This window comes from Rhodoferax sp. PAMC 29310, from assembly GCF_017948265.1.
Classification (GTDB): Bacteria; Pseudomonadota; Gammaproteobacteria; order Burkholderiales; family Burkholderiaceae_C; genus Rhodoferax.
Genome location: NZ_CP072852.1, coordinates 1,809,215 through 1,832,322, shown reverse-complemented (window position 1 = coordinate 1,832,322; position 23,108 = coordinate 1,809,215). Strand labels below are relative to the sequence as shown.

16 protein-coding genes are annotated in these 23,108 nt (G+C 56.9%); 8 read left to right on the top strand and 8 right to left on the bottom strand.

The genetic code is table 11. The features are described 5' to 3' along the window. Nucleotide 1 precedes the first annotated feature (1 nt). From J8G15_RS08305 to J8G15_RS08295, 3 genes are all read right to left on the bottom strand, one after another. Nucleotides 2-1,177 carry an amino acid ABC transporter permease gene (locus J8G15_RS08305; protein WP_210547021.1) on the bottom strand — a complete coding sequence of 392 codons (1,176 nt, stop codon included), beginning with the start codon at nucleotides 1,175-1,177 and terminating at the stop codon, nucleotides 2-4. Between the two features lie 86 nt (nucleotides 1,178-1,263). Then, nucleotides 1,264-2,295 carry an amino acid ABC transporter substrate-binding protein gene (locus J8G15_RS08300; protein WP_210547020.1) on the bottom strand — a complete coding sequence of 344 codons (1,032 nt, stop codon included), beginning with the start codon at nucleotides 2,293-2,295 and terminating at the stop codon, nucleotides 1,264-1,266. A 326-nt stretch (nucleotides 2,296-2,621) separates the two neighbouring features. Continuing rightward, complete coding sequence (locus tag J8G15_RS08295) at nucleotides 2,622-5,621, bottom strand: bifunctional diguanylate cyclase/phosphodiesterase (RefSeq protein WP_240538486.1); 3,000 nt, start codon at nucleotides 5,619-5,621, stop codon at nucleotides 2,622-2,624. Nucleotides 5,622-6,036: 415 nt separating this feature from the next. Here J8G15_RS08295 and J8G15_RS08290 point away from each other — a divergent pair, with 415 nt between their 5' ends. After that, nucleotides 6,037-7,008: an IS481 family transposase gene (locus J8G15_RS08290; RefSeq protein ID WP_210547019.1), complete on the top strand. Its 972-nt coding sequence runs from the start codon at nucleotides 6,037-6,039 to the stop codon at nucleotides 7,006-7,008. Here the strand turns inward: J8G15_RS08290 and J8G15_RS08285 are convergent. Beyond that, entirely contained in the window at nucleotides 6,981-7,826 is an 846-nt protein-coding gene (locus J8G15_RS08285) for a hypothetical protein (RefSeq protein WP_210547018.1), read from the bottom strand. The two genes, J8G15_RS08290 and J8G15_RS08285, sit on opposite strands and share 28 nt — an antisense overlap. 310 nt (nucleotides 7,827-8,136) lie before the next feature. On the opposite strand from J8G15_RS08285, the gene J8G15_RS08280 reads away from it, so the two are divergent. Genes J8G15_RS08280 through J8G15_RS08270 form a run of 3 tightly spaced genes read left to right on the top strand, consistent with a single transcriptional unit; the run spans nucleotide 8,137 to nucleotide 12,557 of the window. Further along, on the top strand, nucleotides 8,137-10,542 hold the full coding sequence (locus tag J8G15_RS08280; protein ID WP_210547017.1) for a Tex family protein: 2,406 nt from the start codon (nucleotides 8,137-8,139) through the stop codon (nucleotides 10,540-10,542). A gap of 50 nt (nucleotides 10,543-10,592) precedes the next feature. Continuing rightward, the gene (locus tag J8G15_RS08275; RefSeq protein WP_210547016.1) at nucleotides 10,593-11,417 is read left to right on the top strand and encodes an HDOD domain-containing protein; all 825 of its coding nucleotides are present in this window, start codon (nucleotides 10,593-10,595) and stop codon (nucleotides 11,415-11,417) included. 9 nt (nucleotides 11,418-11,426) lie between these two features. Beyond that, entirely contained in the window at nucleotides 11,427-12,557 is a 1,131-nt protein-coding gene (locus J8G15_RS08270) for a patatin-like phospholipase family protein (RefSeq protein ID WP_210547015.1), read from the top strand. 9 nt (nucleotides 12,558-12,566) lie between these two features. Here the strand turns inward: J8G15_RS08270 and J8G15_RS08265 are convergent, their stop codons facing one another. After that, a complete protein-coding gene (locus J8G15_RS08265; RefSeq protein ID WP_210547014.1) occupies nucleotides 12,567-13,853 on the bottom strand; it encodes a DUF1501 domain-containing protein in 1,287 nt (428 codons plus the stop codon). Nucleotides 13,854-13,867: 14 nt separating this feature from the next. After that, complete coding sequence (locus tag J8G15_RS08260; protein ID WP_210547013.1) at nucleotides 13,868-15,367, bottom strand: DUF1800 domain-containing protein; 1,500 nt, start codon at nucleotides 15,365-15,367, stop codon at nucleotides 13,868-13,870. Nucleotides 15,368-15,567: 200 nt separating this feature from the next. On the opposite strand from J8G15_RS08260, the gene J8G15_RS08255 reads away from it, so the two are divergent. The 3 genes from J8G15_RS08255 to J8G15_RS08245 all read left to right on the top strand — a co-directional run bounded on the left by J8G15_RS08255 (nucleotide 15,568) and on the right by J8G15_RS08245 (nucleotide 20,530). Further along, entirely contained in the window at nucleotides 15,568-17,982 is a 2,415-nt protein-coding gene (locus tag J8G15_RS08255) for a DNA internalization-related competence protein ComEC/Rec2 (protein WP_210547012.1), read from the top strand. A 62-nt stretch (nucleotides 17,983-18,044) separates the two neighbouring features. After that, a complete protein-coding gene (locus tag J8G15_RS08250; protein ID WP_210547011.1) occupies nucleotides 18,045-19,553 on the top strand; it encodes a circularly permuted type 2 ATP-grasp protein in 1,509 nt (502 codons plus the stop codon). A 17-nt stretch (nucleotides 19,554-19,570) separates the two neighbouring features. Beyond that, the gene (locus J8G15_RS08245; protein WP_210547010.1) at nucleotides 19,571-20,530 is read left to right on the top strand and encodes an alpha-E domain-containing protein; all 960 of its coding nucleotides are present in this window, start codon (nucleotides 19,571-19,573) and stop codon (nucleotides 20,528-20,530) included. 112 nt (nucleotides 20,531-20,642) lie between these two features. On the opposite strand, the gene J8G15_RS08240 is transcribed toward J8G15_RS08245, so the two are convergent. Both J8G15_RS08240 and J8G15_RS08235 read right to left on the bottom strand, forming a co-directional pair. Then, entirely contained in the window at nucleotides 20,643-21,686 is a 1,044-nt protein-coding gene (locus J8G15_RS08240; protein WP_210547009.1) for an NADP-dependent oxidoreductase, read from the bottom strand. 85 nt (nucleotides 21,687-21,771) lie between these two features. Then, nucleotides 21,772-22,380 (bottom strand): YitT family protein, encoded by a 609-nt coding sequence (locus J8G15_RS08235; RefSeq protein WP_240538485.1) that lies wholly within the window; start codon nucleotides 22,378-22,380, stop codon nucleotides 21,772-21,774. A 260-nt stretch (nucleotides 22,381-22,640) separates the two neighbouring features. Between J8G15_RS08235 and J8G15_RS08230 the strand changes: the two genes are divergently transcribed. Then, entirely contained in the window at nucleotides 22,641-23,078 is a 438-nt protein-coding gene (locus tag J8G15_RS08230; RefSeq protein WP_210547008.1) for a universal stress protein, read from the top strand. Nucleotides 23,079-23,108 lie beyond the last annotated feature (30 nt).

The following is a 23,108-nucleotide window of genomic DNA, read 5'->3' as shown; positions in this document are numbered from 1 at the left end:
CTCAGCGTTCTTTGATGGCCGAGCGGGTGTTGTACCAACCCATCAGCAAGGAAGTGATGAGTGAGGTGGTGAGGTACACCAGCATCACGATCGAGATGCACTCGACTGCCCGACCCGTCTGGTTCAGCGCTGTATTGGCAATGGATACCACGTCAGGGTAGCCAATGGCGACCGCCAAGGATGAGTTTTTAGTTAGATTCAGGAACTGATTGGTCATGGGCGGAATGATCACGCGCAACGCTTGCGGCAACATCACCAATCGCATGGTGTGACGACGGCTCAAACCCAGAGCCGCAGCAGCCTCACCCTGACCAGCCGACACCGATTGAATACCGGCACGAACCACTTCAGCCACATAGGCCGCTGTGTAGACCGTCAACCCCAGAAGCACTGCCATGAATTCGGGTGTCAGCGCACCCCCGTTTTCGATGGCAAAACTGCCTCTAACCGGGTAGTTCAAGGCTGTAGGCGCGCCACCAAGGCCCCATCCTACAAAGCTGCCGACGATGGCAATGGCCAAAGGAACCAGAAACAGGCTTTTTAATTTCCCGGTTTCCTCAAAGCGGCGAATCGCCCACTTGCGGTAAACCCAAGCCACACAAGCGCCGGCTATCAAGCCACCGGCGGCCCATGCCTGGCCCATGCCCCAGACAGGAATCGGGAATTTCAGACCACCCTTGCTCAAAAAGAAGGGGCCTGCCTGCCAAGCTTCGTAGGATGCAGGAAGCACCTCTGTCAGCAACAGGTACCACATCAGAAGTTGCAGCAGGATGGGGACGTTGCGGAACACTTCAACGTACAAGACGCACAGTCCACGCACGAGGGCGTTGCGGGAAAAGCGGCCCACGCCGATGGCTGTGCCAATCAACGTCGTCAGGATGATGCCGACAATGGCCACCCGCAGTGTGTTGGAGATGCCCACCAGAAAGGCGGCCCAATAGTTTTCGCTGGAATCAAATTCGTAAAGACTTTCGCCAATGCCGAATCCAGCGGTTTGGTTCAAAAAGTCGAAGCCACTTTGGATGCCTCGCACCTTCATGTTGATCAAGGTGTTGTGGGCCAGAAACCAGACCGCAAGGCCAATAACGACGATGGCGAGGAATTGATAAACCAGTCCGCGAAAGGCCTGACTTCGCCACGACCATTTGTTCTTCTTAGGGGCAGTTGAGGTAGTCATGAGATGAAAAACGTTGTCAATGAATGAAAGAAAAGCCGCCTGCAGGTCAATGCCTGTCAGGCGGCCTTCACTTGATCAACTCCAGCTTAACGAATAGGCATGGCGTACATCAGGCCGCCTTTGTTCCACTGGTTGTTCACACCACGTGGCAATCCGAGTGCGGATTTTGGACCGACATTCCGCTCAAAGATCTCGCCGTAGTTGCCTGTGGCCTTGATAGCGCGCGCCATCCACTCTTTGTCCAGACCCAGCAGCTTGCCAGTGTCTTCGGTGGTACCCAAAATACGCTGAACCACTGGGTCCTGGCTGGTTTTCAGCGAGTCCACGGTGGCGGCTGTAATGCCATACTCTTCTGCCTCGACCAAGCCATAGATCACCCACTTGACGATGGTGAACCACTCGTCATCACCACGGCGCACCATTGGGCCAAGTGGCTCTTTGGAGATCAATTCGGGCAAAATCACGTGCTCTGCTGGATCACGGGCTTCCTTGTTACGTACCGAGGCCAAACCAGAGGCGTCAGTGGTGTAAGCAATACAACGGCCGGCAAAGTAAGCGCCGGTGGCGGCTTCGACCTTCTCAAACACCACGGTCTTGATGTTCAGGTTGTTGGCTTTGGCGTAGTCGTTCAGGTTTTTCTCAGTGGTGGTGCCCGACTGCACGCAAACTGTTTGGCCTTTCAGCTGTTTGGCGCTCTTTATCTTGGTCTTGGTAGGCACCATGAAGCCTTGGCCGTCGTAATAAGTAACCACGGTCTGCATCAAACCCAATGACGCATCGCGAGTCAACGAGAACGTGGTGTTCCGTGACAGGACGTCAATTTCACCGGATTGCAGCGCTGTGAATCGGGCTTGTGCGCTCAAGGGCACGTACTTGACTTTCTCGGCGTCACCCAGGGTCGCTGCTGCGACTGCACGGCACACGTCAACATCAAGTCCACTCCACTTGCCAGATGAGTCTGCAGCACTGAAACCAGCCAAGCCTGTGTTCACGCCGCAAACCACTTGGCCGCGCGCCTTGATGGCGTCCAAAGTTTTTCCCGCATGTGCCGGGGCTGCCATCAAGGTGGCAAGTGTTGCCACGATGGCCGCAGTGGTTTTGAGTTGGTTCAAGTTCATTAGTATTACTCCAGTGAAAGAAATAGTTATAAAAAAAGCCAGCATTTATTGCCACGCTCTTCCTATTGAAAGACTGTAGCAGCACCAAAATAGGTCCTCCATCAGGGTTTACGCTGGAAAGCCATGCATTTTCCTCATAACTTAATCCAGTTGATTTGCGTTAAAAGTGTATGCAGGATGTGTGCCAGGTTGGCAAGCGAAGTTGCTACCTTTTGGTGCGGGTTGCAATGATCAGGGCACCGAAGTTAGTACGAAACGCTGTCAAATTTATCTGTCGGCCGGGACGACTCATGTCCAGGCTGGTTTGCCCCTGGCCGCTGCAATGGTTAGTGAAGCCGGCCATCCATAGAACTCGAGAAAAGATCACTGGTAGCGTTTTGTGCATTGAATTTATCCAGCTTGGCGACGAACTCCGCCACTTTGGAGTCGTCGATAAAACTGGCCGACGAGCGCGCCTGCCGAAGCTGATCAGGATGCTGTGGGCGCGCAATGACAAAGCCCTGGACGTAGTCAACACCAATGTCACTTAGCGTCTTCAAGGTGCCAAGGTCTTCAGCCCACTCGGCGACCACCTTCATGCCTAGGTTTTTGGCCAGGCTCACAATAGCTTCGACGATGGCGATGTTGGCGGGATGCTGGTTCATGTTCACGATGAAGCTGCCATCAATCTTCAGCAGGTCAGCTGAGAATTCTTTCAAATAGGAAAAAGAGGTGTAGCCCGCACCAAAGTCGTCCAGTGCGACTTTCGCGCCATACCCCCGAATTCGGTCAACAAACCGTCGAGTGTTAGCCAGATCATGCAACGCCACACTTTCCGTGACCTCTAGGCACAGGTAACGAACGAGATCAGGCTTGCTTTCAAAAAGCGCATAAACGTCGCTCAGAAAGGCTTCGTCATTTAACGAAGCACCACTTAAGTTCACGCACACGAACTTTGTGTGCTTCATTTCAGAAAAATGGGTCTCCAGCCACTGGACGGTTGTCGTCAGCACCCAGCGGTCAATCATGCCCATGCGGCCGCAGCTCTCTGCCGCATGGATCAGTAGATCAGTACGAACCGGATTGCCCAAGAGGTCACGCATCCGCAGTAACACCTCAAAGTTGAGAGATTGATGCGGAGCGGTTAGCGACATGATGGGCTGCATCTCAAGATGAAAACCCTCAGTAGCTTCTGGGCGTGAAAGCAAGGCGATCAGGTTGAGTTCAGCCTCGTGCTTCAGAAAAGCTGCGGAATTGCGTTCGTTCACAACCACCGATCCACCGTTGCTGGCTTTCGCCTCACGACACGCTCGATCGGTGCTGGACATAACGTCATTGAACTGCATCTGCGAACTGACCTCAATCAATCCTATAGATGCACGCACATAGAACGCTTTATCTCCCACACGGTAGGGCGTAGCGCCAAGGTTCTCGACGATCCTGTTACAGATGAACTCAGCCTCGGCAACGGGGACGCCGGGAAAGATGATGACAAACTCGTCTCCCCCAACCCGCCCAAAAGACTGACCGTCATCCAATTTCGCGCTCACCCGGGCGCAGACCTGACGCAAAACTTCATCACCGGCATCGTGACCAAAAAGGTCATTGATCAGTTTGAATCGATCCAGATCCAGGTATGCGGCCGAGATCGTGCTTTGCTTGCCACTTCTGAGTTCCCCAATGGCGCCGGTGAGCAATGTGTCAATGCCGCGGCGGTTGTAGGCTTTGGTCAATGTGTCGTGGTTGGCCAGAAAAAGCAAATGTTCGGTAGCTCGAGATTTTTCGGTGACGTCCTGCAGCGATCCTTCAATCTTGCCTCTGGCCAGGGTGGCTTTAACTAAAAATCGTTTTGTGTCAATAAAGCCTGGAATTTTCCTGCCATTGATCTCCATTTCATCCTGATCTTGGCCGCTGACCATCTGGTGGAGCCGAATCCAGTCGTTCAGGCTGAAATGGCGCGACCAAGTGCTTCCGCCATCCGTTAACACCAGCGGACCCAGCATTTGCACAAGTGCCGGGTTGGCGCTCAAAAAACGCCCTTTCACATCAAGTGTGAACAAGCCAATGGGCATCGCGTCATAAGTGTGCTCCAGTTCGGCTTGAGCGGCCAATCGCTCGTTGTGCTCAAGTCGCATTTGCTCCGAAATCGCCAATGCAGTTAAGAGACTTGCGGACAGGGCTGCAGTTACGCTGTTAATCGACCCAAGCAATGCATGCATTCCAAGGGACGCCGCAATGACCTCGTACAAACTCGCTAGTAGGCTCACCGCGATTGACGCACTATATAAAAGAGCAACTCGCGACCTGGTCAAAGTCAAAATTCGAACCAATAGAAAAGCCAATAATGCAATTCCAACGCCGGAGGCCGCCCACATAACGGGCAAAAAGTAACCATATGGCAATAAGATAGAAAATGCCAGAATTGGCAGGCAAGAAAAGCGAGTGACAAAAAGGATTGATCGGTAGCCGACCTTTTTTAAATCATCCCTGAAAAGGGACGTGAAAAGAGTGAGCGTCAGAATATAGTAGAGCGCAAGGGTTACTGCTCGGGTCACCATCAGTATGTTCTCTGGAATTGCCGAGCCAAGCCACTGTGTGTCCCACCCTGCCGACAGCGCGCCCATTCGCAAATTGATGATCAGCCAAGCCGCAAACAATAAATACAAGCTTTTCCGATTGATGTATGCAGTTATGACAATAAAAGTAGCTAATACCAAAACTCCACCGTCGAGAAGGCCAGACTTTCGTTGGAATTGTCTGGCAGAAACCTGCAGTTCATCCGAATTCCACAGCATTGCTGTCAATCTAGCCGGTCCTGAGGAAGCTGCCTTGCAAACGATTGTGCTGCCTATCAGCGTTGGGTCTATCGGCAATGAAAAGCCGGATTTGATTTCGGAAATTGTTCCGTGAGTGTGAGATCGGCTGCCAGAACCCAGCGTCCGGAGCGGCTTGCCTCCCCAGCATTCGATCCGCGTGGTGTGCCGCGAAGGAAACTCCACGACATGAGGTTGCTCGGTGGATTTGGGATCAATTGGAAATGAAATCCAAAAAGGATTCACAGATAAATCTGTGTCAAGAAAAAGTGATGGTGATTGACCAATTGATGCCATCAGAGCTTGATCGGGCTGCGATATTTCCGCGCTGTGGGACACGACCCTAATTTGCAGAATTTCCGGACTGTCAGTCTTGAGCTGAGAGGGCCAATAGGCCAACGCAATTGCACAGAAAACACCAATGGCCAGCGGGACAATGTAAGTTGACAATATGTACAAACCACTGTCCATCACATGAACGAAACCGCTACCTAGCTTGGTGGTTGTGTCGGATGTGGTCTTCTTGTCATTCATCTTTTAACTTGTCCAGTTAACGCGCCGGCGCCACTTGTGCTCAATGCACACTTCGATTTTGGACACGAAAAAGAATGAAATTCAGGCCTTGTGAGCAATAAGTTCAATCTTGATCAATCCCCCATTCCCAACGACAAGTGTAGCGCTCTTGTTGGGCTTGACTGTCGCCAAGAAAGTCAGGGAAATTGAGTTGGCAAATTTCAATCTGGGCGGTGAATACTCTATTCGAAGGCCGCAGATTCTCTCATTTAATTGACAGCGTTGAACTTTGCGTGCGCGATCCTAAGCTAGGAATTGCTGCAGTCAATAGGTGTCGCGTCCCGTGTGATCATGTTCCCGTCCGCAGCTGGCCCTTATTCAAAGCTCGCCAGTTGATGCGGGGCGTGATTGCGTCCTTACAAGGAGAGAAGACGTCATGAGTCAAGTCCATCCCTGCGCCCGAACCACCCCTCGCACACGCGCTGAGATAAGGACCTCGCCCGCTGGTGCCAGTGCGCTGGCCGACCGATACAACATCACGCCCGCCACCGCTCGCAAGTGGAAAGAGCGCGAAGATTCAGAGGATCGCTCCCACCGCCCGCGTACGCTGAAGACGACGCTCAGTCCAGCGCAGGAGCAACTTGTTGTCGAGCTTCGGCGCACAGTTCTACTGCCCCTGGACGACCTGCTGGCGATCACCCGCGAGTTCATCAATGCCGCTGTTTCACGCTCAGGCTTGGACCGTTGTTTGCGCCGCCATGGCGTCTCCGATCTGAAAGGCCTGCTGCCACAAGTTGAGGGGGAGCCTGCGCCACTGAAAACCTTCAAGGACTACGAGCCTGGATTCATACACATTGACAGCAAGTACCTGCCGCAGATGCCTGATGAGACGAAGAGGCGCTACCTCTTTGTGGCCATTGATCGAGCGACACGGTGGGTCTATTTCCACATTTACAACGACCAGACTGACGTCAGCAGTACCGATTTTTTGTGCCGGTTGAGAAAAGTCTCGCCCATGAGAATTCAAAAGATTCTGACTGACAACGGAAGTCAATTTACCGACCGTTTTACAGCCAAGAGCAAACAAGCCACGGGCAAGCATACGTTCGACATCAGCTGTGCCGAGATGGGTATCGTGCATCGCCTGTCGCCCCCACGCCATCCGCAAACCAATGGCATGGTGGAGCGCTTCAATGGGCGCATCAGCGACTTGGTTAAGCAAACACGTTTCTCATCAGCGGCTGAGCTGGAGACGACTCTGACGCTCTATTTAAAGACCTACAACCACCATATCCCGCAGCGGGCTTTGAAGCACCAAACACCTATTCAAGCTTTGCAGAAATGGCGCGCAGAAAAACCTGATTTGTTTGTCAAGCGAGTTTATGAACAGGCGGGACTTGACACATAGGCTCTAGGAGCAGGATTTGAAAGTCCGGTTATAGCGCGCTTTGGGGTGTTATTTTCTGCCGTGTCGTCTGAGTGGGCACTTACAGTAGAAGAACGAGTGAGCCCGACGTCAATGTCGGGGTGACTTGTGAAGCACATGAAGTCTAGTAGTGGGTGACCGCAGGCCTCCCAGCGCGATTTCGCACTTGCGATCTCGAATTTCATGATTCGATGTGGAATGCCACCAACATGGTGGATGGGAATATAGCCAGCGCCAGGGAATATATCGCTAAACAACAAACGATCGTATGTGCGGTCGACCGGCGCGCGACCGGTGACGAGCATCCAATCAATACTTTCTTGGAGGCAGTATTGATAAAGGGCTTTAAAAAGCGTGGTGGTGACTAAGCGCCCCCCGCGATCGTTCGTGACACCCAAACGTGTCGCTTCAGCCAAACGCTGCACTCGCAGTGGCTCTGGCAGAACAATCGACTGCTCGAGGCACAGTGGGGCGTACTCGTTGGTCTGAATTCGCATGGTGCCCAGCGGGGAGCCGTCCAACTTGGACTCGGCCAGTAAAACAATGACACCGTCTTCCGTGTCCGCCGCCTCTGGGCTTTTCAGCGACTCGGCAAAATCGGGCAGGTGGCGGGCATAAGCATGATGTCGGATGTCGACAGCTTTGCGTAGGGCACTCTCATTTCGAACCACTCGAACAGTAAATGGAAGTATTTCTTCCGCCATGGTGGAAGCCGCAGCGTCGGCGATGTCGCTGGGTCGTGTTTCAATGCGTTGAGGGTGAAATACGGCGGACATAGCGGCGGAGGCGGGATCAAACATGGTGATACTCCTTCAGTGAATTAATGAATCAAAATGTGACTTTTGTTGCAAAAGACGCGTTTGCATCCAATGTAGTTCGCTGTTTTAAGAACTGTTGTCAGGGTTTTACTAATCCGCGTGTAGGGGTTCCCTTACATGGATACCGGGCTTCAGTGCATGTTCGTTGCCGAGCGAGCCTCTGTACTAAAGAGTGATGGATGCTGGTAAGGGGGGCCACCTGCTTTAACGCAGGCAGTTGTGGGTGCAGGGGTGTGGCAAACTTGTCCTTTTCAGACTCCAGTTGGCGCCAGGCCGACTCTCTCATCAAGCTATGCAGAAAATCATCGCGCAGATCGCGCAAGAACTCCGGGTTCAACCGCAACAAGTTCAGACAGCTGTTGAGCTCCTTGACGGTGGTGCCACCGTGCCGTTTATCGCGCGTTACCGCAAAGAGGTGACGAACGAGCTGGACGATATTCAGCTGCGTGAGCTGGAGGCCCGTCTGAGCTATTTGCGTGAACTGGCGGACCGCCTTCAAACCGTGATCAAAGCCATTGATGAACAAGGCAAGATGACGCCCTCGCTCATGGCTGCCCTGGTGAGTGCCGCGACCAAGCAGGAGCTTGAAGACCTGTACCTGCCGTTCAAGCTCAAGCGCCGCACCAAAGGTCAACTGGCGCGTGAAGTTGGCCTGGAGCCGCTGGCCGACGCCTTGTTTGCCAACCCGGATTTGGTGCCCGCCGATGAGGCGCTGGCCTATGTGATTCCCATGCGTCCGGTGGGGGAGGGCGAAGACAAACAACCTGATTTCTCGACCGTACAAGCGGTGTTGGACGGTGTGCGTGACTTGTTGAGCGAGCGCTGGGCGGAGACGCCCAGCCTGGTACAGGATTTGCGCGAGTGGTTGTGGACCGAGGGCTTGTTTCAGAGCAAGCTGATGGACGGCAAGGACGAAAACAACGCCGATGTGTCCAAGTTTCGGGACTACTTTGACTACGACGAACCGATTGGCCGGGTGCCCTCCCATCGGGCGCTGGCCGTCTTTCGGGGGCGCGGGTTGGAAATTCTCGATGCCAAGTTGATACTTCCTGAGCCAAATCCCGGTTATACGCCCGCTGCGTCTGCGCAGGTAGCTATCAAAACAAGAGCGACGCCCGTGGTGTCATTGGCTGAAGGGCGTATCGCCCTGCGCCTGGGGTGGAGCCATAAAGCACGTGCGGCGGACGATTTGATTCGCAAGTGTGTGGCCTGGACATGGCGCGTGAAGCTAAGCCTGTCGACCGAGCGGGACTTGTTCACTCGCCTGCGAGAAGACGCAGAAAAAGTGGCGATCAAGGTGTTTGCCGACAACTTGCGTGACCTCTTGCTGGCAGCCCCCGCCGGCCCCCGCGTGGTGTTGGGGCTGGATCCCGGCATTCGCACCGGCGTCAAGGTGGCGGTGGTCGACTCGACGGGCAAGTTGGTGGACACTTCAACCGTTTTCCCGCACGAGCCACGCAAGGACTGGGAAGGCTCGTTGCACACGCTGGGCAAGCTGTGCGAGAAGCACGGTGTGAACCTGATCGCCATTGGCAACGGCACCGCCAGCCGTGAGACGGACAAATTGGCCGCCGACTTGATCAAGCTGTTGGCCAAGGCGTCCGATCGGGTGATTGAAAAAGTGGTGGTGAGCGAAGCCGGTGCGTCGGTGTATTCGGCTAGCGAGTTTGCGTCGCAGGAAATGCCCGATGTGGATGTGAGCTTGCGCGGTGCAGCCAGTATTGCCCGCCGCTTGCAAGACCCCTTGGCTGAGCTGGTCAAGATTGATCCCAAGTCGATTGGCGTGGGCCAGTACCAGCACGATGTGAACCAAAGCGAGTTGGCCAAGACGCTGGAAGCGGTGGTCGAAGACTGTGTGAACTCGGTGGGTGTTGACCTGAACACCGCCAGCGTGCCGTTGCTGTCGCGTGTGTCCGGCTTGAGTGGTAGCGTGGCCAAGGCCGTGGTGCGTTGGCGCGAAGCCAATGGCGCTTTCAACAACCGCCAGCAGTTGATGCAAGTGACTGGTCTGGGCGCGAAAACCTTTGAGCAAAGCGCCGGGTTTCTGCGCATTCGCGGCGGAGACAACCCGCTGGACATGACGGGTGTGCACCCTGAGACCTACCCGGTGGTTGAGAAAATCATGAGCCACACCGCCAAGCCGGTGGCGGAGCTGATGGGGCGCGCCGATATGCTCAAGGTGCTCAAGCCTGAACTGTTCTCGAACGAGAAATTTGGCGTGATCACCGTCAAGGACATCTTGGGCGAGCTGGAAAAGCCGGGCCGTGACCCGCGCCCCGATTTCAAGGTGGCGCGTTTCAACGACGGCGTCGAGGACATCAAAGACCTGAAAGAGGGCATGGTGCTGGAGGGCACCGTGAGCAACGTGGCCGCCTTTGGCGCGTTCATTGACCTGGGCGTGCACCAGGACGGCTTGGTGCATGTGAGTCAGTTGAGCCACAAATTTGTGACCGACGCGCGCGAGGTCGTCAAGACCGGCGACATCGTCAAGGTGCAGGTGGTTGAGGTGGATGTGGCCCGCAAGCGCATTGGCCTGACAATGAAGCTGGGTGCCGCGCCGAGCCGTCGCGACAGCCCGGGTGACAACCGCTTTCAAGGCGCTCACAATCAACAACGTGGCCGCTCGGGTGGCGCGCCGGTTAATGCGCCGCAAGCCAGTGCCATGGCATCGGCCTTTGCCAAGCTCAAGGGCAACTAAGTTGCATGGTGTGATGACGTGCGTACTGCGATGAAAGGAGAACAGTCCTTATGGAATTGAAAGCCCTGCTGGCCACGCCATTTGTGCTGCCCAGCATCCCCAGGGTGGTGGCGCTCTTGCTGAATGAGTTGGCATTGAGTGAGCCCGATTTGAAAAAAATCACCCAGCTCATCAGCTCAGACCCGGCCTTGACCACGCGCTTGTTGCAACTGGCGAACTCAGGTTTTTTCAAGTTGTCGGGGCGAGTCAACAGCGTGTCAGAGTCACTGGCGGTGCTTGAGCTCAGCCATGTGCGCACCATGGCCGCGTCTGCAGCCTCTGGTGCGTCGGTCAAGGCTGTTCCGGGCATCAATCTGTTGCAGTTTTGGGCCTATAGCCTGAATGTGGCCCGCTTGGCTCGCTCTCTGGCTGGCCTGGTTCGGCTGAATCAACAGGCTGCGTTCACCTGCGGCCTGATTCACGCAGTGGGCGAGTTAGCGATTCACATCGGTATGCCCGAGCAATGTGCGGAACTCGACCAAGCTGTGCCGGCGCTGGACCTGCGGCGAGCCCGGTCCGAACGCCGTGCATTTGGGTTTTGCTATGCGCAAGTGGGGGCCGGTTTCGCCCGAAAGTGGAATTTTCCGCAACCCATGGCTGACGCACTGGAACACCAATACGCCCCGTTTGAGAATGACGTCTATGAGCCGCTGGCGGGTGTTATTCACTTGGCTGCGTGGCGCGCACGGGCGAAAGAGGCCGATTTGTCTGAGCGAGAGCTGGCGGTTACTTTTCCTGGCGGGGTGGGTGATGTTTTGCGCTTGGACATCGACATGGTGTTGCAGCAGGACCCCATTGACTGGTCGGCGCAATTGCCCGGCCGCGATCTGATCTGAGGGCGATCCTTGCGGGCATTGAATATTCACGCCGGTCCCACGGCACGGCGCCACATGGAGAGGCATGGACTGCAGGCCGGCGACGTGGCCACGGTGCCGGGCGCAGCCGGCGGGCCCAAGGGCCTGATCTTGGGGCGATTGGACCAATTCATTTTCGGAGAGTGGCTGACGCAGTCCTGTCAAACCGTGGATTTGGTGGGTGCATCCATTGGCGCCTGGCGCATGGCTACCGCCTGTCTGAACGACCCAGCACAAGCCTTTGAGCGGCTGGAGCACGACTACATTCGCCAGAATTTTGAGCTCCGGCCCGGCGAAAAGCGACCTCCCGCCGAGCGGGTCAGCGCCATGTTTGGCGAAAACCTGAAAGCCTTTTACGGCGGGCGGGTGGACGAGGTGCTTCATCACCCCCGGTATCGCTTGCATATCATCACCTCGCGGGGACGCCATGTGCTGAACCGGGAGGCCGCGTGGCGCACACCGTTGGGTTACTTGGGCGCGTTTGTGACGAACACGGTCCACCGCAAAGCGATGGGGGCATGGCTGGAGCGCGTGGTCTTTTCGACGGGTGAGGGCGCTTTGCCATTTGCCACCCAAGACTATCGCACCCGGGCGCTCAAACTGACCGAGGCCAACTTTCAGCCTGCCTTGCAGGCCAGTTGCTCGATTCCGTTTGCGTTGCGGGCGGTGCACCACATTCCGGGCGCGCCACCCGGTGCTTACTGGGATGGTGGCTTGACGGACTATCACCTGCATTTGAACTACCCGGGGCGTTCAAGTGCTATTGAAACCGTAGCTGCTCGCGCCGAGGAGGAAAGGGCTGGGGCATCAAAAGGCTTGGTAATTTATCCGCACTTTCAATCCACGGTGGTCCCGGGTTGGCTGGACAAGCATTTGCGATGGCGGCACAAATCAACCCACTTTTTGGACAATATGGTGGTGCTCTCGCCGCATCCGGATTGGGTCAAAACCTTGCCGAATGGCAAGTTGCCTGACCGCGTCGATTTCACCCACTATGGCACCGATCTGGCGGGTCGAATGAAGGCTTGGTCTGCCGCGACCGCGGCGAGCATGCAATTGGTTGATGAGTTTCAGGCTTGGCTGGCGCGACCTGACATGGCACAGGTGCAGGCGCTCGCCTAGCCGGTTATCTCAGGCCCGCATGAGTTTGTTCAGCGACGGATCCCAGGAGAATCCGGGAAACAATTGCGCCAATTGAGCGTCCGATAGCCCTTGCGTGGCCCGCAGCACTTGGGCCAGAACGCCTCGGTAATCGTTGAGCACTGGCAGGTCTCGCCCTTCATTCAATTGATCTGCAGCCAGGCCGCGCCAGCCACCATGCCAGCGGCCTCCGTTCACGGCGTTGCCCACAACCCACATGGCATTGCCGTGCCCATGGTCGGTGCCGCGGGTGCCGTTTTCGGCCGTCGTTCGGCCAAATTCGCTCATCACCACAATCACATCCTTGGGGCCTGAGAAGTCACGGCGCAATTGCACCAGTGCGCCGCTCAATCCCTCCAGGTTGCGGGCCAGGCCACCTGTGGCCGCACCCTGATTGGCGTGGGTGTCCCATCCGCCGGCTGACAAAAAGCCCAGCTTAAGCGCGCGGTTTTGCCGCATGAGAGTGCCCAGATGGCGAGCGTCCAGCAACAGGCCTTGCGCCGAGCCCGCGCCGTTGTTGGCGGCGGCCATTTCACCGCCGTTCATGGCGGGGTCATTCATTTCCGCCGTCAGCGTTTTGGCGGTGTCCATGCGGCTTTGGGCGCCCGCGCGAAAGGCCTCCGACAGGGCGTCATTGCCGGCATAGAGCGCCATCATCGCGTCTCGTGTGCGCTCGTTCCCGAGGACGCCTTCGCGGGTTGCGGCCTGTCCCTTAGGAACCAGTTTGCTGGCATGGACCCCTGCCAGAATCAATGGGTTCGCTTCGCCGACGCCAACAAGGTGGGCGGCTTTGTCTGAGGGCTTGCCTTGCAGGCCGGCCAGGGTGTTTAACCAACCGGCCCCGCCGTTGGCCTTGCCGTTGGTGCCTTGTTCCAGGTAACGCTGGGCATCGAAGTGCGAGCGTGTCGCGGTAGCCGATCCCGACGCCGGGACCACGCTCAAGATACCTTCCCGCCACAGCGGCAGCAAGGCTGACAGCGCCGGGTGCAATCCAAAGGTCGCATCCAGCGGTAATGTGGCCTGGTCGCTTCCGTCAGGCCGGGCGATGGCGATGCTGGGGCGCAACGCGTAGTAGTGGGGGTCGCCATAGGGCACCAGCGCAGAGAGACCGTCGTAGGCACCGCGCAGCAGCACGATCACGAGCCGGCCGTCAGTGGCCGGGTTGGCGTCTGTTTGTGCCCACGAGCCAGGCACGGCCCAAAACGAGGCGGCGCCCAACAAGGCTTGCAGCGCTTGACGACGGCCTGACGACCGCATGTTGAGAAGAGCTTTGGTCATGTTTTTTCCCAAATTTATTTGTACATGAAGTCCGGACTGGCGAGCAGAAGGCCATCCCGCATGCCGGGGCGCTCCTGTTCAATCGCTGCCCGCGCCGCAGGGCTCATATAGGGGGCAAGAAAGCCCAAGTCGCGGGTGTCACGCGCCAGCACCATGGCGAAGTCGGCCCGCCGGGTGAGCGCTTCCGGGGCCAGCCAGGTGGCGGCGTCCACGGTATAGCCATCAGGGGTCTGCCAGCCATGGACGGGTTGTCCGGCATCGTCCAGAAATTTGGCGCTAAGCAGCAGTTTGCGTGGGTCTGAGCCCGCTTGCGTAGCCGCCAGTGCCGAGCATGCGAAGTCCATTGGCGTTTTGAAAAGCCGGTTTTCTTTGCGCCAAAATTCGGGTGACGACAGCAACTCTTGCATGACCTGGTGCATATTGCCCTGCGTTACCAGAAATTTGCGCGTTAAGGCCTCGACCAAGGCCGGCGGGGGTTCGTCCGCCACAAAAAACTGGGCCAAGCGCAGGCTGATCCGTGCAGCGGTTTTGGGGTGCCTGGCCAGCATGCGAATAGCTTCCTCACCTTCTGCCTCGCCTGAGCGGGTGAATCCGGAGGGGTAGGTATGACCCAACACGGATTTTCGACTGTTGTCGTGCTGGCGGGTGGCGAAGCGAAAGCCTGAGGCATTGTTCGGGTCAATGGTCCATCCGGTCAGAACCCGGGCCAACTCGCGCACGTCAGTTTGTGTGTAACCGCCATTCACGCCCAGGGTGTGAAGCTCCATGAGTTCACGCGCGTAGTTTTCATTCAGTCCGCGTTTGGTGCCTCTGGGGCCCATGGTGCCGTCGGCCACACTTTGGACCTGGTCCAGGTAGTGCAGCATGGCCGGGTGGCGAGCGCTGGCCAACAGCAGTTCTTCAAACGGACCCAAGGCGTGAGCGCGCGCGACATTCACCACATAGTGGCCCACGAAGGGTCGAACCGAGCCTTTGCCGACGTAGACATTCAAATGGTTGAACCAGAACTCGGTCATGCGGGCCAGCAGTGGGTTTTCCTGCTCGGCATTGCTGCAACTGCTCAAGCGCCACGCGGCCGCCTGGCGCACCATGAAGCGGTTGAAGTTAACTTCGTCGCGGTCGTCCGCTATGGAGCCGGGGTCCGCCTTGATCTTGGCTCGGGCCTCGCGCTCCTTTCGGGTGCCCTCGAAAATTCCTGGCAAGGATTGATTGAATTCGGCGGCGTCTGCCGAGATCCGGGCCGGTTGATGGCTGGCACGCAGCGCCAATTCAAGCTGCTGCATTGCCCAAACCTGCGCGTTGGGTGCCCCCTCCACGCTGCGAATTTGAAAGGGGCTGGGGCCATAGCCCAACCGAGACATGGCGCGCCAGGCTTGTGCGTTGGGCTTCTGTGCCATGTCAGTGACCGTCTGCGCCAAGGCCTTTCCACCGATAGAGGGGCTGGCCAAGGCCGCCATCCATTGAAGGGCCTGGCGCCGTGGCAAGCGATTGTCGGGTGTGACGATTGGGGGCATGGGAGCAATCCTTCTTGACGAATGTGGCGTATTGGAACCGCAGACGCCGCCTTTAGGTGGGAACGCTTTAGAAATTTACGTAGATTTACCCAGCTCATGAAAGCGGGCGTTCCGCCCCGTCCCTCTATCAGCGTCATGCCGCATTGTCCGGGTCATCCTTTGGATGTCAGCCCGGTGGCCGGTCAAGGTAGCATGGCGCCATGCTGCTTCCCCCAATCCACCGCCTAGTTTTGGCTGGATTGACATGGCCCGCCTTGTTGGGGGTGATCGCGGGCACTGCCTTGCAATTGCAGCAGGCCAACTTGGTCTCTGGATGGTTGTATGCCGGTTTAGTGCTTCTGGCGCTGGTCGGATGGGCGTGGCTAGCTACTATTTCAATAGCGGTTGTCAAAAGAACAGGTCTGCTCCTGTTGGCGTTTGCTGTGCTGGGGTTCAGCGCGACAGGGCTGCGCTCAGTCGGGTTTGTGCAGCAGGCATTGAACCCTGCGCTGGAGGGGCGCGATTTGCAGGTCACTGGGGTGGTCGCGAGCCTGCCCCAAGTCACCGAGAACGGACACCGGTTTCGCTTTGATGTGAACTCGGCAAGCCTGGATGGCGCCCTGGTGCGACTTCCGCCGCGCATTGATTTGGGTTGGTATACGGGTCAGTTTGGTGTGCCCAGGGATGCTGCAGCGCTGGCATTGCCGTCGCCCGTCGTGCCGGGCGAAGTGTGGCGTTTGACGGTTCGACTCAAGGCACCGCATGGCGCCCGCAATCCGCATGGCTTTGACTATGAGTTGTGGCTGTGGGAGCAAGGGGTGCAGGCCACGGGCTACATCCGAACCGGCGCTAACGACCCCGCGCCGCAACGATTGCTCCAAACTGTGTTCTACCCTGTGGAGCGCTTGCGTCATTGGGTGCGGACCTTGATCTTTGCACGCATCCCTGATCGGTCCCACGCGGGCCTGGTGGCGGCCTTGGTAGTGGGGGATCAAAATGCCATCGAACACCGGGACTGGGACATGTTCCGGGCGACAGGTGTGTCCCATTTGATGGCCATATCCGGGCTTCACATCACGATGTTCGCCTGGGTGGCCATGGGTTTGATTGCCGCCTTGTGGCGTCGCTCAGGCGCGCTTTGCCTTTGGTTGCCCGCACCGAAAGCGGCGTTGCTGGGGGGCTTGATGCTGGCCACGGTCTACGCCGTGTTCAGCGGTTGGGGTGTGCCGGCGCAACGCACCATTTTGATGCTGTGGGTGGTCAGTGCCTCAACGCTTCTGGGCATTCGCTGGCCTTGGCCGCAGGTGTGGTTGCTGGCTTGCGCGGCGGTGCTGCTCATCGACCCGTGGGCCTTGTTGCAGGCCGGGTTCTGGTTGAGTTTTGTCGCTGTTGGGGTGTTGTTTGCTAGTAATTCAGGAGCGTCTTCCGCATCTGGTACGAGGGCATTCGGACGAATTGCTCATATGTTTCGCGAGCAGTGGGTCATCACGCTGGCCTTGACGCCGCTCACTCTGCTGCTGTTCGGGCAGGTGTCTGTGGTCGGTTTGGCTTCGAATGCACTGGCCATTCCCTGGGTGACCTTGGTCATCACCCCGCTGGCTATGGCGGGGGTATTTGTGCCCCCCTTGTGGGGTCTTGCCAGTATGGCGATTGAGGGCATGAACTGGTACCTGGCACAGCTTGCCGCGTTGCCATTTGCCACGGTGTCCGTGGCTCAGGCACCACTATGGGCCGGTGCGTCTGGGGTGCTGGGCGGGGTTTTGCTGGTGATGAGTTTGCCGTGGCGTTTTCGTCTGATTGGCCTGCCATTGGTCTTGCCGGTGCTGCTGTGGCAGGCGCCGCGCCCACCAATCGGTGAATTTGAGTTGTGGGCGGCAGACGTCGGGCAGGGCAATGCAGTGATTGTGCAAACAGCCCGCCATGTGCTGGTGTATGACACGGGGCCGCGTTATGGCCTGGACAACGATGCCGGCCAGCGGGTGCTGGTGCCAATGCTCAGCGCTTTTGGTGCTCGGGTGGATGCATTGGTGCTCAGTCACCGGGACAGCGATCATGTCGGGGGCGCTGCCGCCGTTCTGCTGGCCCACCCTAAAGCCACGATGCTGAGTTCGATTGAAGACACCCATGAATTGCAGCGACTGCGCCCAGCCACGCGGTGCCAGGCCGGTCAGCAATGGCGTTGGGACGGCGTGGACTTTGAGGTGCTTCATCCATCTGCGTCTGACTACGAGGGGGCTTCCAAATCCAATGCACTGAGTTGCACGCTGCGAATTTCCAATGGGCAGCGAGCGGCATTGCTGGCCGGGGACATTGAAAAAGCGCAAGAGTTGAGATTGACGGCGCAGGGGGTCAACCTGAAGGCCGACATTTTGTTGGTGCCACACCATGGCAGCCAGACGTCCAGCACGCCCGAGTTTCTGGATGCTGTTTCGCCACGCATTGCACTGGTGCAGTCGGGCTACCGAAATCGCTATGGCCATCCGGCGCGCCCTGTCGTGGTGCGTTATGAGAATCGCGGGATTCAGCTGGTCGATTCATCTCGTTGTGGTGCGGCCCAATGGCGGTCTGAGCGACCTGATAGAGTGGTTTGCCAACGCGATATTCAAGCGCGGTATTGGCAGCATATGGCTTACTAGGGATATTGCCGATGCAAGTTGGCGCAAACCTTGCTACCCTAAATATAGGAGGAAAGACATTTATGCAAAAATTTGACGAGATGTACACCCAGTTACCTTATGAGTTTTTTACTCAGGGCGCGCAGATCAGGGACCACTACAAGATTTACGACGAATGGCTTGCCCGACAACCCGGCGACATGATGGCCAAGCGGCGCCAAGAGGCTGAATTGATTTTCCGCCGTGTTGGTATCACCTTTGCGGTGTATGGTGACAAGGACGAAGATGGCTCGGGCAACGAGCGCTTGATCCCATTTGATTTGATTCCCCGAATTATTCCTTCCAACGAGTGGAAGATGATGGAAAAGGGCTTGGTTCAACGTGTGACCGCTTTGAATCGCTTTATTCACGACGTGTACCACGATCAGGAGATCATCAAGGCTGGCATCGTGCCACGTGACCAGTTGGAGAACAACGTCCAGTTCCGCCTTGAAATGATGGGCGTTGACGTGGTTAACAACATTTACTCCCAGATTTCCGGCATTGACATGGTGCGTGCACCCAATGCAAACGGAGAGGGCGAGTACTACGTGCTGGAGGACAACCTTCGTGTGCCAAGCGGTGTCAGCTACATGCTGGAAAACCGCAAGATGACCATGCGCCTGTTCCCGGGCCTGTTCAACTCACATCGTGTCGCCCCCGTCGCCCACTATCCTGACTTGTTGCTAGAGACGCTGCGCGCCAGCAGTCCGCCCACAACGGCAGAGCCGACGGTGGTTGTGCTGACGCCAGGCATGCATAACAGTGCCTATTACGAGCATGCGTTTTTGGCGCAGCAAATGGGTGTTGAGCTGGTAGAAGGCCAAGACCTGTTCGTGAAGGACAACTTTGTCTACATGCGCACCACACGCGGCCCGGTTCGGGTCGATGTGATCAACCGCCGCTTGGACGACGACTTTCTGGACCCCAAGGTGTTTCGCTCCAACTCCACACTGGGTTGTGCCGGACTCATGGACGCGTACCGCGCGGGCAATGTGACCATCTGCAATGCTGTGGGAACCGGCGTGGCAGATGACAAGTCCATCTACCCCTACGTGCCCAAGATGATTGAGTTCTATTTGGGTGAGAAGCCCATTTTGAACAACGTCCCGACCTACATGTGTCGCAACAAAGATGACCTGGCCTACACACTGGCCAACATGAAAGACCTGGTCATTAAAGAGGTGCACGGTGCGGGCGGCTACGGCATGCTGGTGGGGCCTGCGTCCACCAAGGCCGAGATTGAAGATTTCCGTAAAGCCTTGCTGGCGAATCCAAGTGGCTACATTTCGCAACCGACCCTGAGCTTGTCCAGCTGCCCGACTTTTGTGGAAAGCGGCATTGCGCCTCGTCACATCGACTTGCGGCCTTTTGTGCTGAGCGGCAAGAAAGTTCAAATGGTAGCGGGTGGCCTGACGCGCGTGGCGCTGAAAGAAGGCTCACTGGTGGTCAATTCGTCGCAAGGCGGTGGCACCAAAGACACCTGGGTTCTGGAAGACGGTGCGCCCACAGCGGCGTCCGTTCAGTCACAAACCCAAACTCAATCTAATTAAGCGAAAGGAGCCACACCATGTTGTCACGTACAGCCGACCACCTGTTCTGGATGTCCCGCTACACCGAGCGGGCAGAAAACACCGCTCGCATGCTCGATGTGAACTACGAAACCTCGCTATTACCGCAGTCGGCCTCGGTCGCACTGTTGGGTTGGCAGGGCTTGTTGTCCATCAGCGAGCTGCTATCCACCTTTACCGAGAAGCACGGCGATGTCACGGCTTCGGCGGTGATGGAGTTCATGGTCAAAGATGAGACCAATCCCTCCAGCATCGTGTCCTGCCTGCGGGCCGCCCGGGAGAACGCCCGCGCGGTGCGCGGCTCGCTGACCACCGAGGTCTGGGAAACGCTCAATCAAACCTGGCTTGAAGTCAACAAAAAGCTGAAAGCCGGTGAGCTGGAGGACGACCCAGGGCAGTTCTTTGAATGGGTCAAGTACCGCTCGCACCTGTCACGTGGTGTCACCGTCGGCACCATGCTGATGGACGAAGCGTTTCACTTCACCCGCTTGGGAACCTTCCTGGAGCGGGCCGATAACACGGCCCGATTGGTGGATGTGAAGTTTCACGCGATTCAAAATGATTTTTATGGGACAACGGGCTCCAAAAATCAGGAGCATGACTTCTACCACTGGAGTTCGATTCTGCGCAGTGTCTCCGGGTTCGAGGTTTATCGAAAGGTCTACCGCGATGTGATCAAGCCGGAGCGAGTGGCCGAGTTGCTGATCTTGCGGGCTGACATGCCACGCTCGTTGCACGCGAGTTTGAATGAGGTGGTGAACAACCTGAATGTGCTTTCCAACGAGAATTCTGGTGAAACCCATCGCCTTGCCGGCAAGCTGTGCGCTGAATTGAAATACGGACGCATTGATGAGATCCTGGCAACCGGTTTGGATGCCTATCTGACCCAGTTCCTGGATCGCGTCAACGATCTGGCTGCTCACATCAGCAAGGATTTCCTGCTGCCCTCTGCGGCCTAAGCTGCAGCCTTAAAAACAAGGGCCCACCCCCGTCCTTCTTAGCGAAGGAACAGGGGGTGGGCCCTTGTGCTTTGTGCGCAGGAAGCTATTGATTGAACAGCTGTTCGTCAATTCAGTTGGCAGCCACCTCCAGCACCAATTTGCCAAAGTTTTCACCAGAGAACAACTTGTTCAGTGCCTCTGGAAAATTGTTCAGACCAGTCACAACGTCTTCCTTGCTCTTCATTTTTCCGGACTTCAAATAGTCCGCCATCTCCGCCACGGCAAGGTGGTACCGATCGGCATAGTCGAAGACCACAATGCCTTCCATGCGTGCTCGGTTGACCAGCAAACTCAGGTAGTTTTTGGGTCCTTGCACAGCTGTGGTGTTGTTGTATTGGCTGATGGCGCCACAGATGATGATGCGAGCGCTGCGGTTGATGCGCGCCAAGACCGCATCCAAAATTTCACCGCCAACGTTGTCGAAATAGACGTCTACACCTGTGGGGCAATGTTCCTTCAGTCCATCGCGCACGGCGCTGGGTCCGGCCTTGTAGTCGATGCAGGCATCGAATCCCAGTTCCTTGACGACCCAGTCACATTTGGCAGCGCCACCGGCAATGCCGACCACGCGGCAATCCTTGAGCTTGGCCATTTGCCCCACGGTTTGCCCGACGGCGCCGGCTGCACCTGACACAACCACGGTTTCCCCGGCCTTGGGTTGGCCCACATCCATCAAACCAAAATAACCGGTCATACCCGGCATGCCCAGCACGTTAAGCCACTGGGTCAGCGAGCCCATGCCCAAGTCAATTTTGACCAGGCCGCCGCGCTTGAAGTCTGCATTTTCCAGCGTCAGGTACTCCTGCACGCCAAAACCGGCGCTGACATGGTCACCCACGGCATAGGCTGGGTTGTTGGAGGCAATGACGACTCCAACGCCTCCAGCGCGCATGACTTCGCCAATGCCAACAGGCGGGATGTAACTTTTGCCCTCGTTCATCCAACCGCGCATGGCCGGATCCAGCGACAGCGCCAAGGTTTTCAGCAACACACCACCCTCACCGGGTTGTTGAACAGGCTCATCGGTGAATTGCCAGTTGGCCGGTGTGGGCAGGCCCACCGGGCGAGAGGCCAGACGGATCTGGTGGTTGGTCAAAGCGGTCAAAGTTGGCATGGGAAGCTCCAGAAAAGGGATCCGGAGATGCTAGCGTCTTGCTGTGCGGGCGGCGGTTCCCAAGGCGACAGGCCTTGCCTGCGTGTCAAGGCGTCACGTAGCGACCCGTTCGGTGGTTCGTGGCCAAGGTCTGGTTCATCACCACTGCCCCCAACACAGACAGCCCCACCTGTTGCCAGCTCACCACGGCGAAGGAGCACAGCACAATGAAGCAGTCAAACCCCATCTGTACCCGCCCCGCCCGCCACCCAAATCGGTCCTGCAAATACAAGACGAGAACGTTGAAACCGCCCAGACTTGCCCGGTGGCGAAACAGCATCAGCATGCCGCTGCCCATCAGCAAACCGCCCAGGACCGCCGCCAAGGGGGCCGAGAGCGCTTGGAAACTAATCAGCGAGGGCAGCAGGTTGACAAACAAGGACAGCAGCCCGACGGCAGCGAAAGTCTTGTAGGTGAATGTCGGCCCCATGCGTTTCCAGGCCAGTCCATAAAACGGCAGGTTGATCAGGAAAAAGACCAGACCAAAATTCCAGCCGGTGGCGTAGTGGATTAAAAACGCAATGCCAGCCGTGCCGCCAGTCAGCAAACTGGTGTGTCCAAACATGAGTACACCAAAAGCCACAAACAAGGTGCCGGTCAGCAACGCCTGAACATCTTCGTAGGGCCGATGCCCCAGTTTGGAATCTTTTTTCAAAAGTGACACGCGCCTAAATAGGTTGAATGGGTTGCTCGGGTGCCCCTGCCCAATTGAATTGGCGAAAAGGTCCGAGTTTTTGGGTTTGGCTTGATGGGTTCCCGTGCGGGCATCAGTCGCATGTGTGAACCCCTTTGATGAGATTGTCGACTGGGCAGAAGGGCCGGTTTTGGCTGTCACTACAAATAACTTGATTCTGGTCAAGGATTGATGCGAAGTTCAGTCCGACACTGGACGCATTCAAACCACAGGAGAAAACCATGTTCAAACACATCCTCGTTCCCATCGATGGCTCTGCAACTTCACAACTGGCGGTGGACAAAGCCATTGGTCTGGCCAAGGCATTTGGCAGCCAGGTCACAGCCATTTTTGTGATTGATCCCTACCCGTTTACGGGCGTCGGAACTGACTTTGCCTACGGACAGGCGGAGTACCTCAGTGCAGCCAGTGCAGAAGCCAATGCAGCGATCAAGTCAGCCAAAGCAGTTTTCAAAGCGGCCGATTTGGCGGTTGAAACTGCGGTGGTGGAGTCCAATAATGCATGGCGGGGGATCGTGCAGAAAGCAGAGTCCTCACAGGCCGACCTGATCGTCATTGGCTCGCACGGGCGCAGCGGACTGGAAAGACTGGTGCTGGGCAGCGTGACGCAAGCGGTTCTGTCGCACACGCACCTGCCGGTGCTGGTCGTTCGCACGTAATCGCTGAGAAGAGCCAAGAAACAGGGCCCA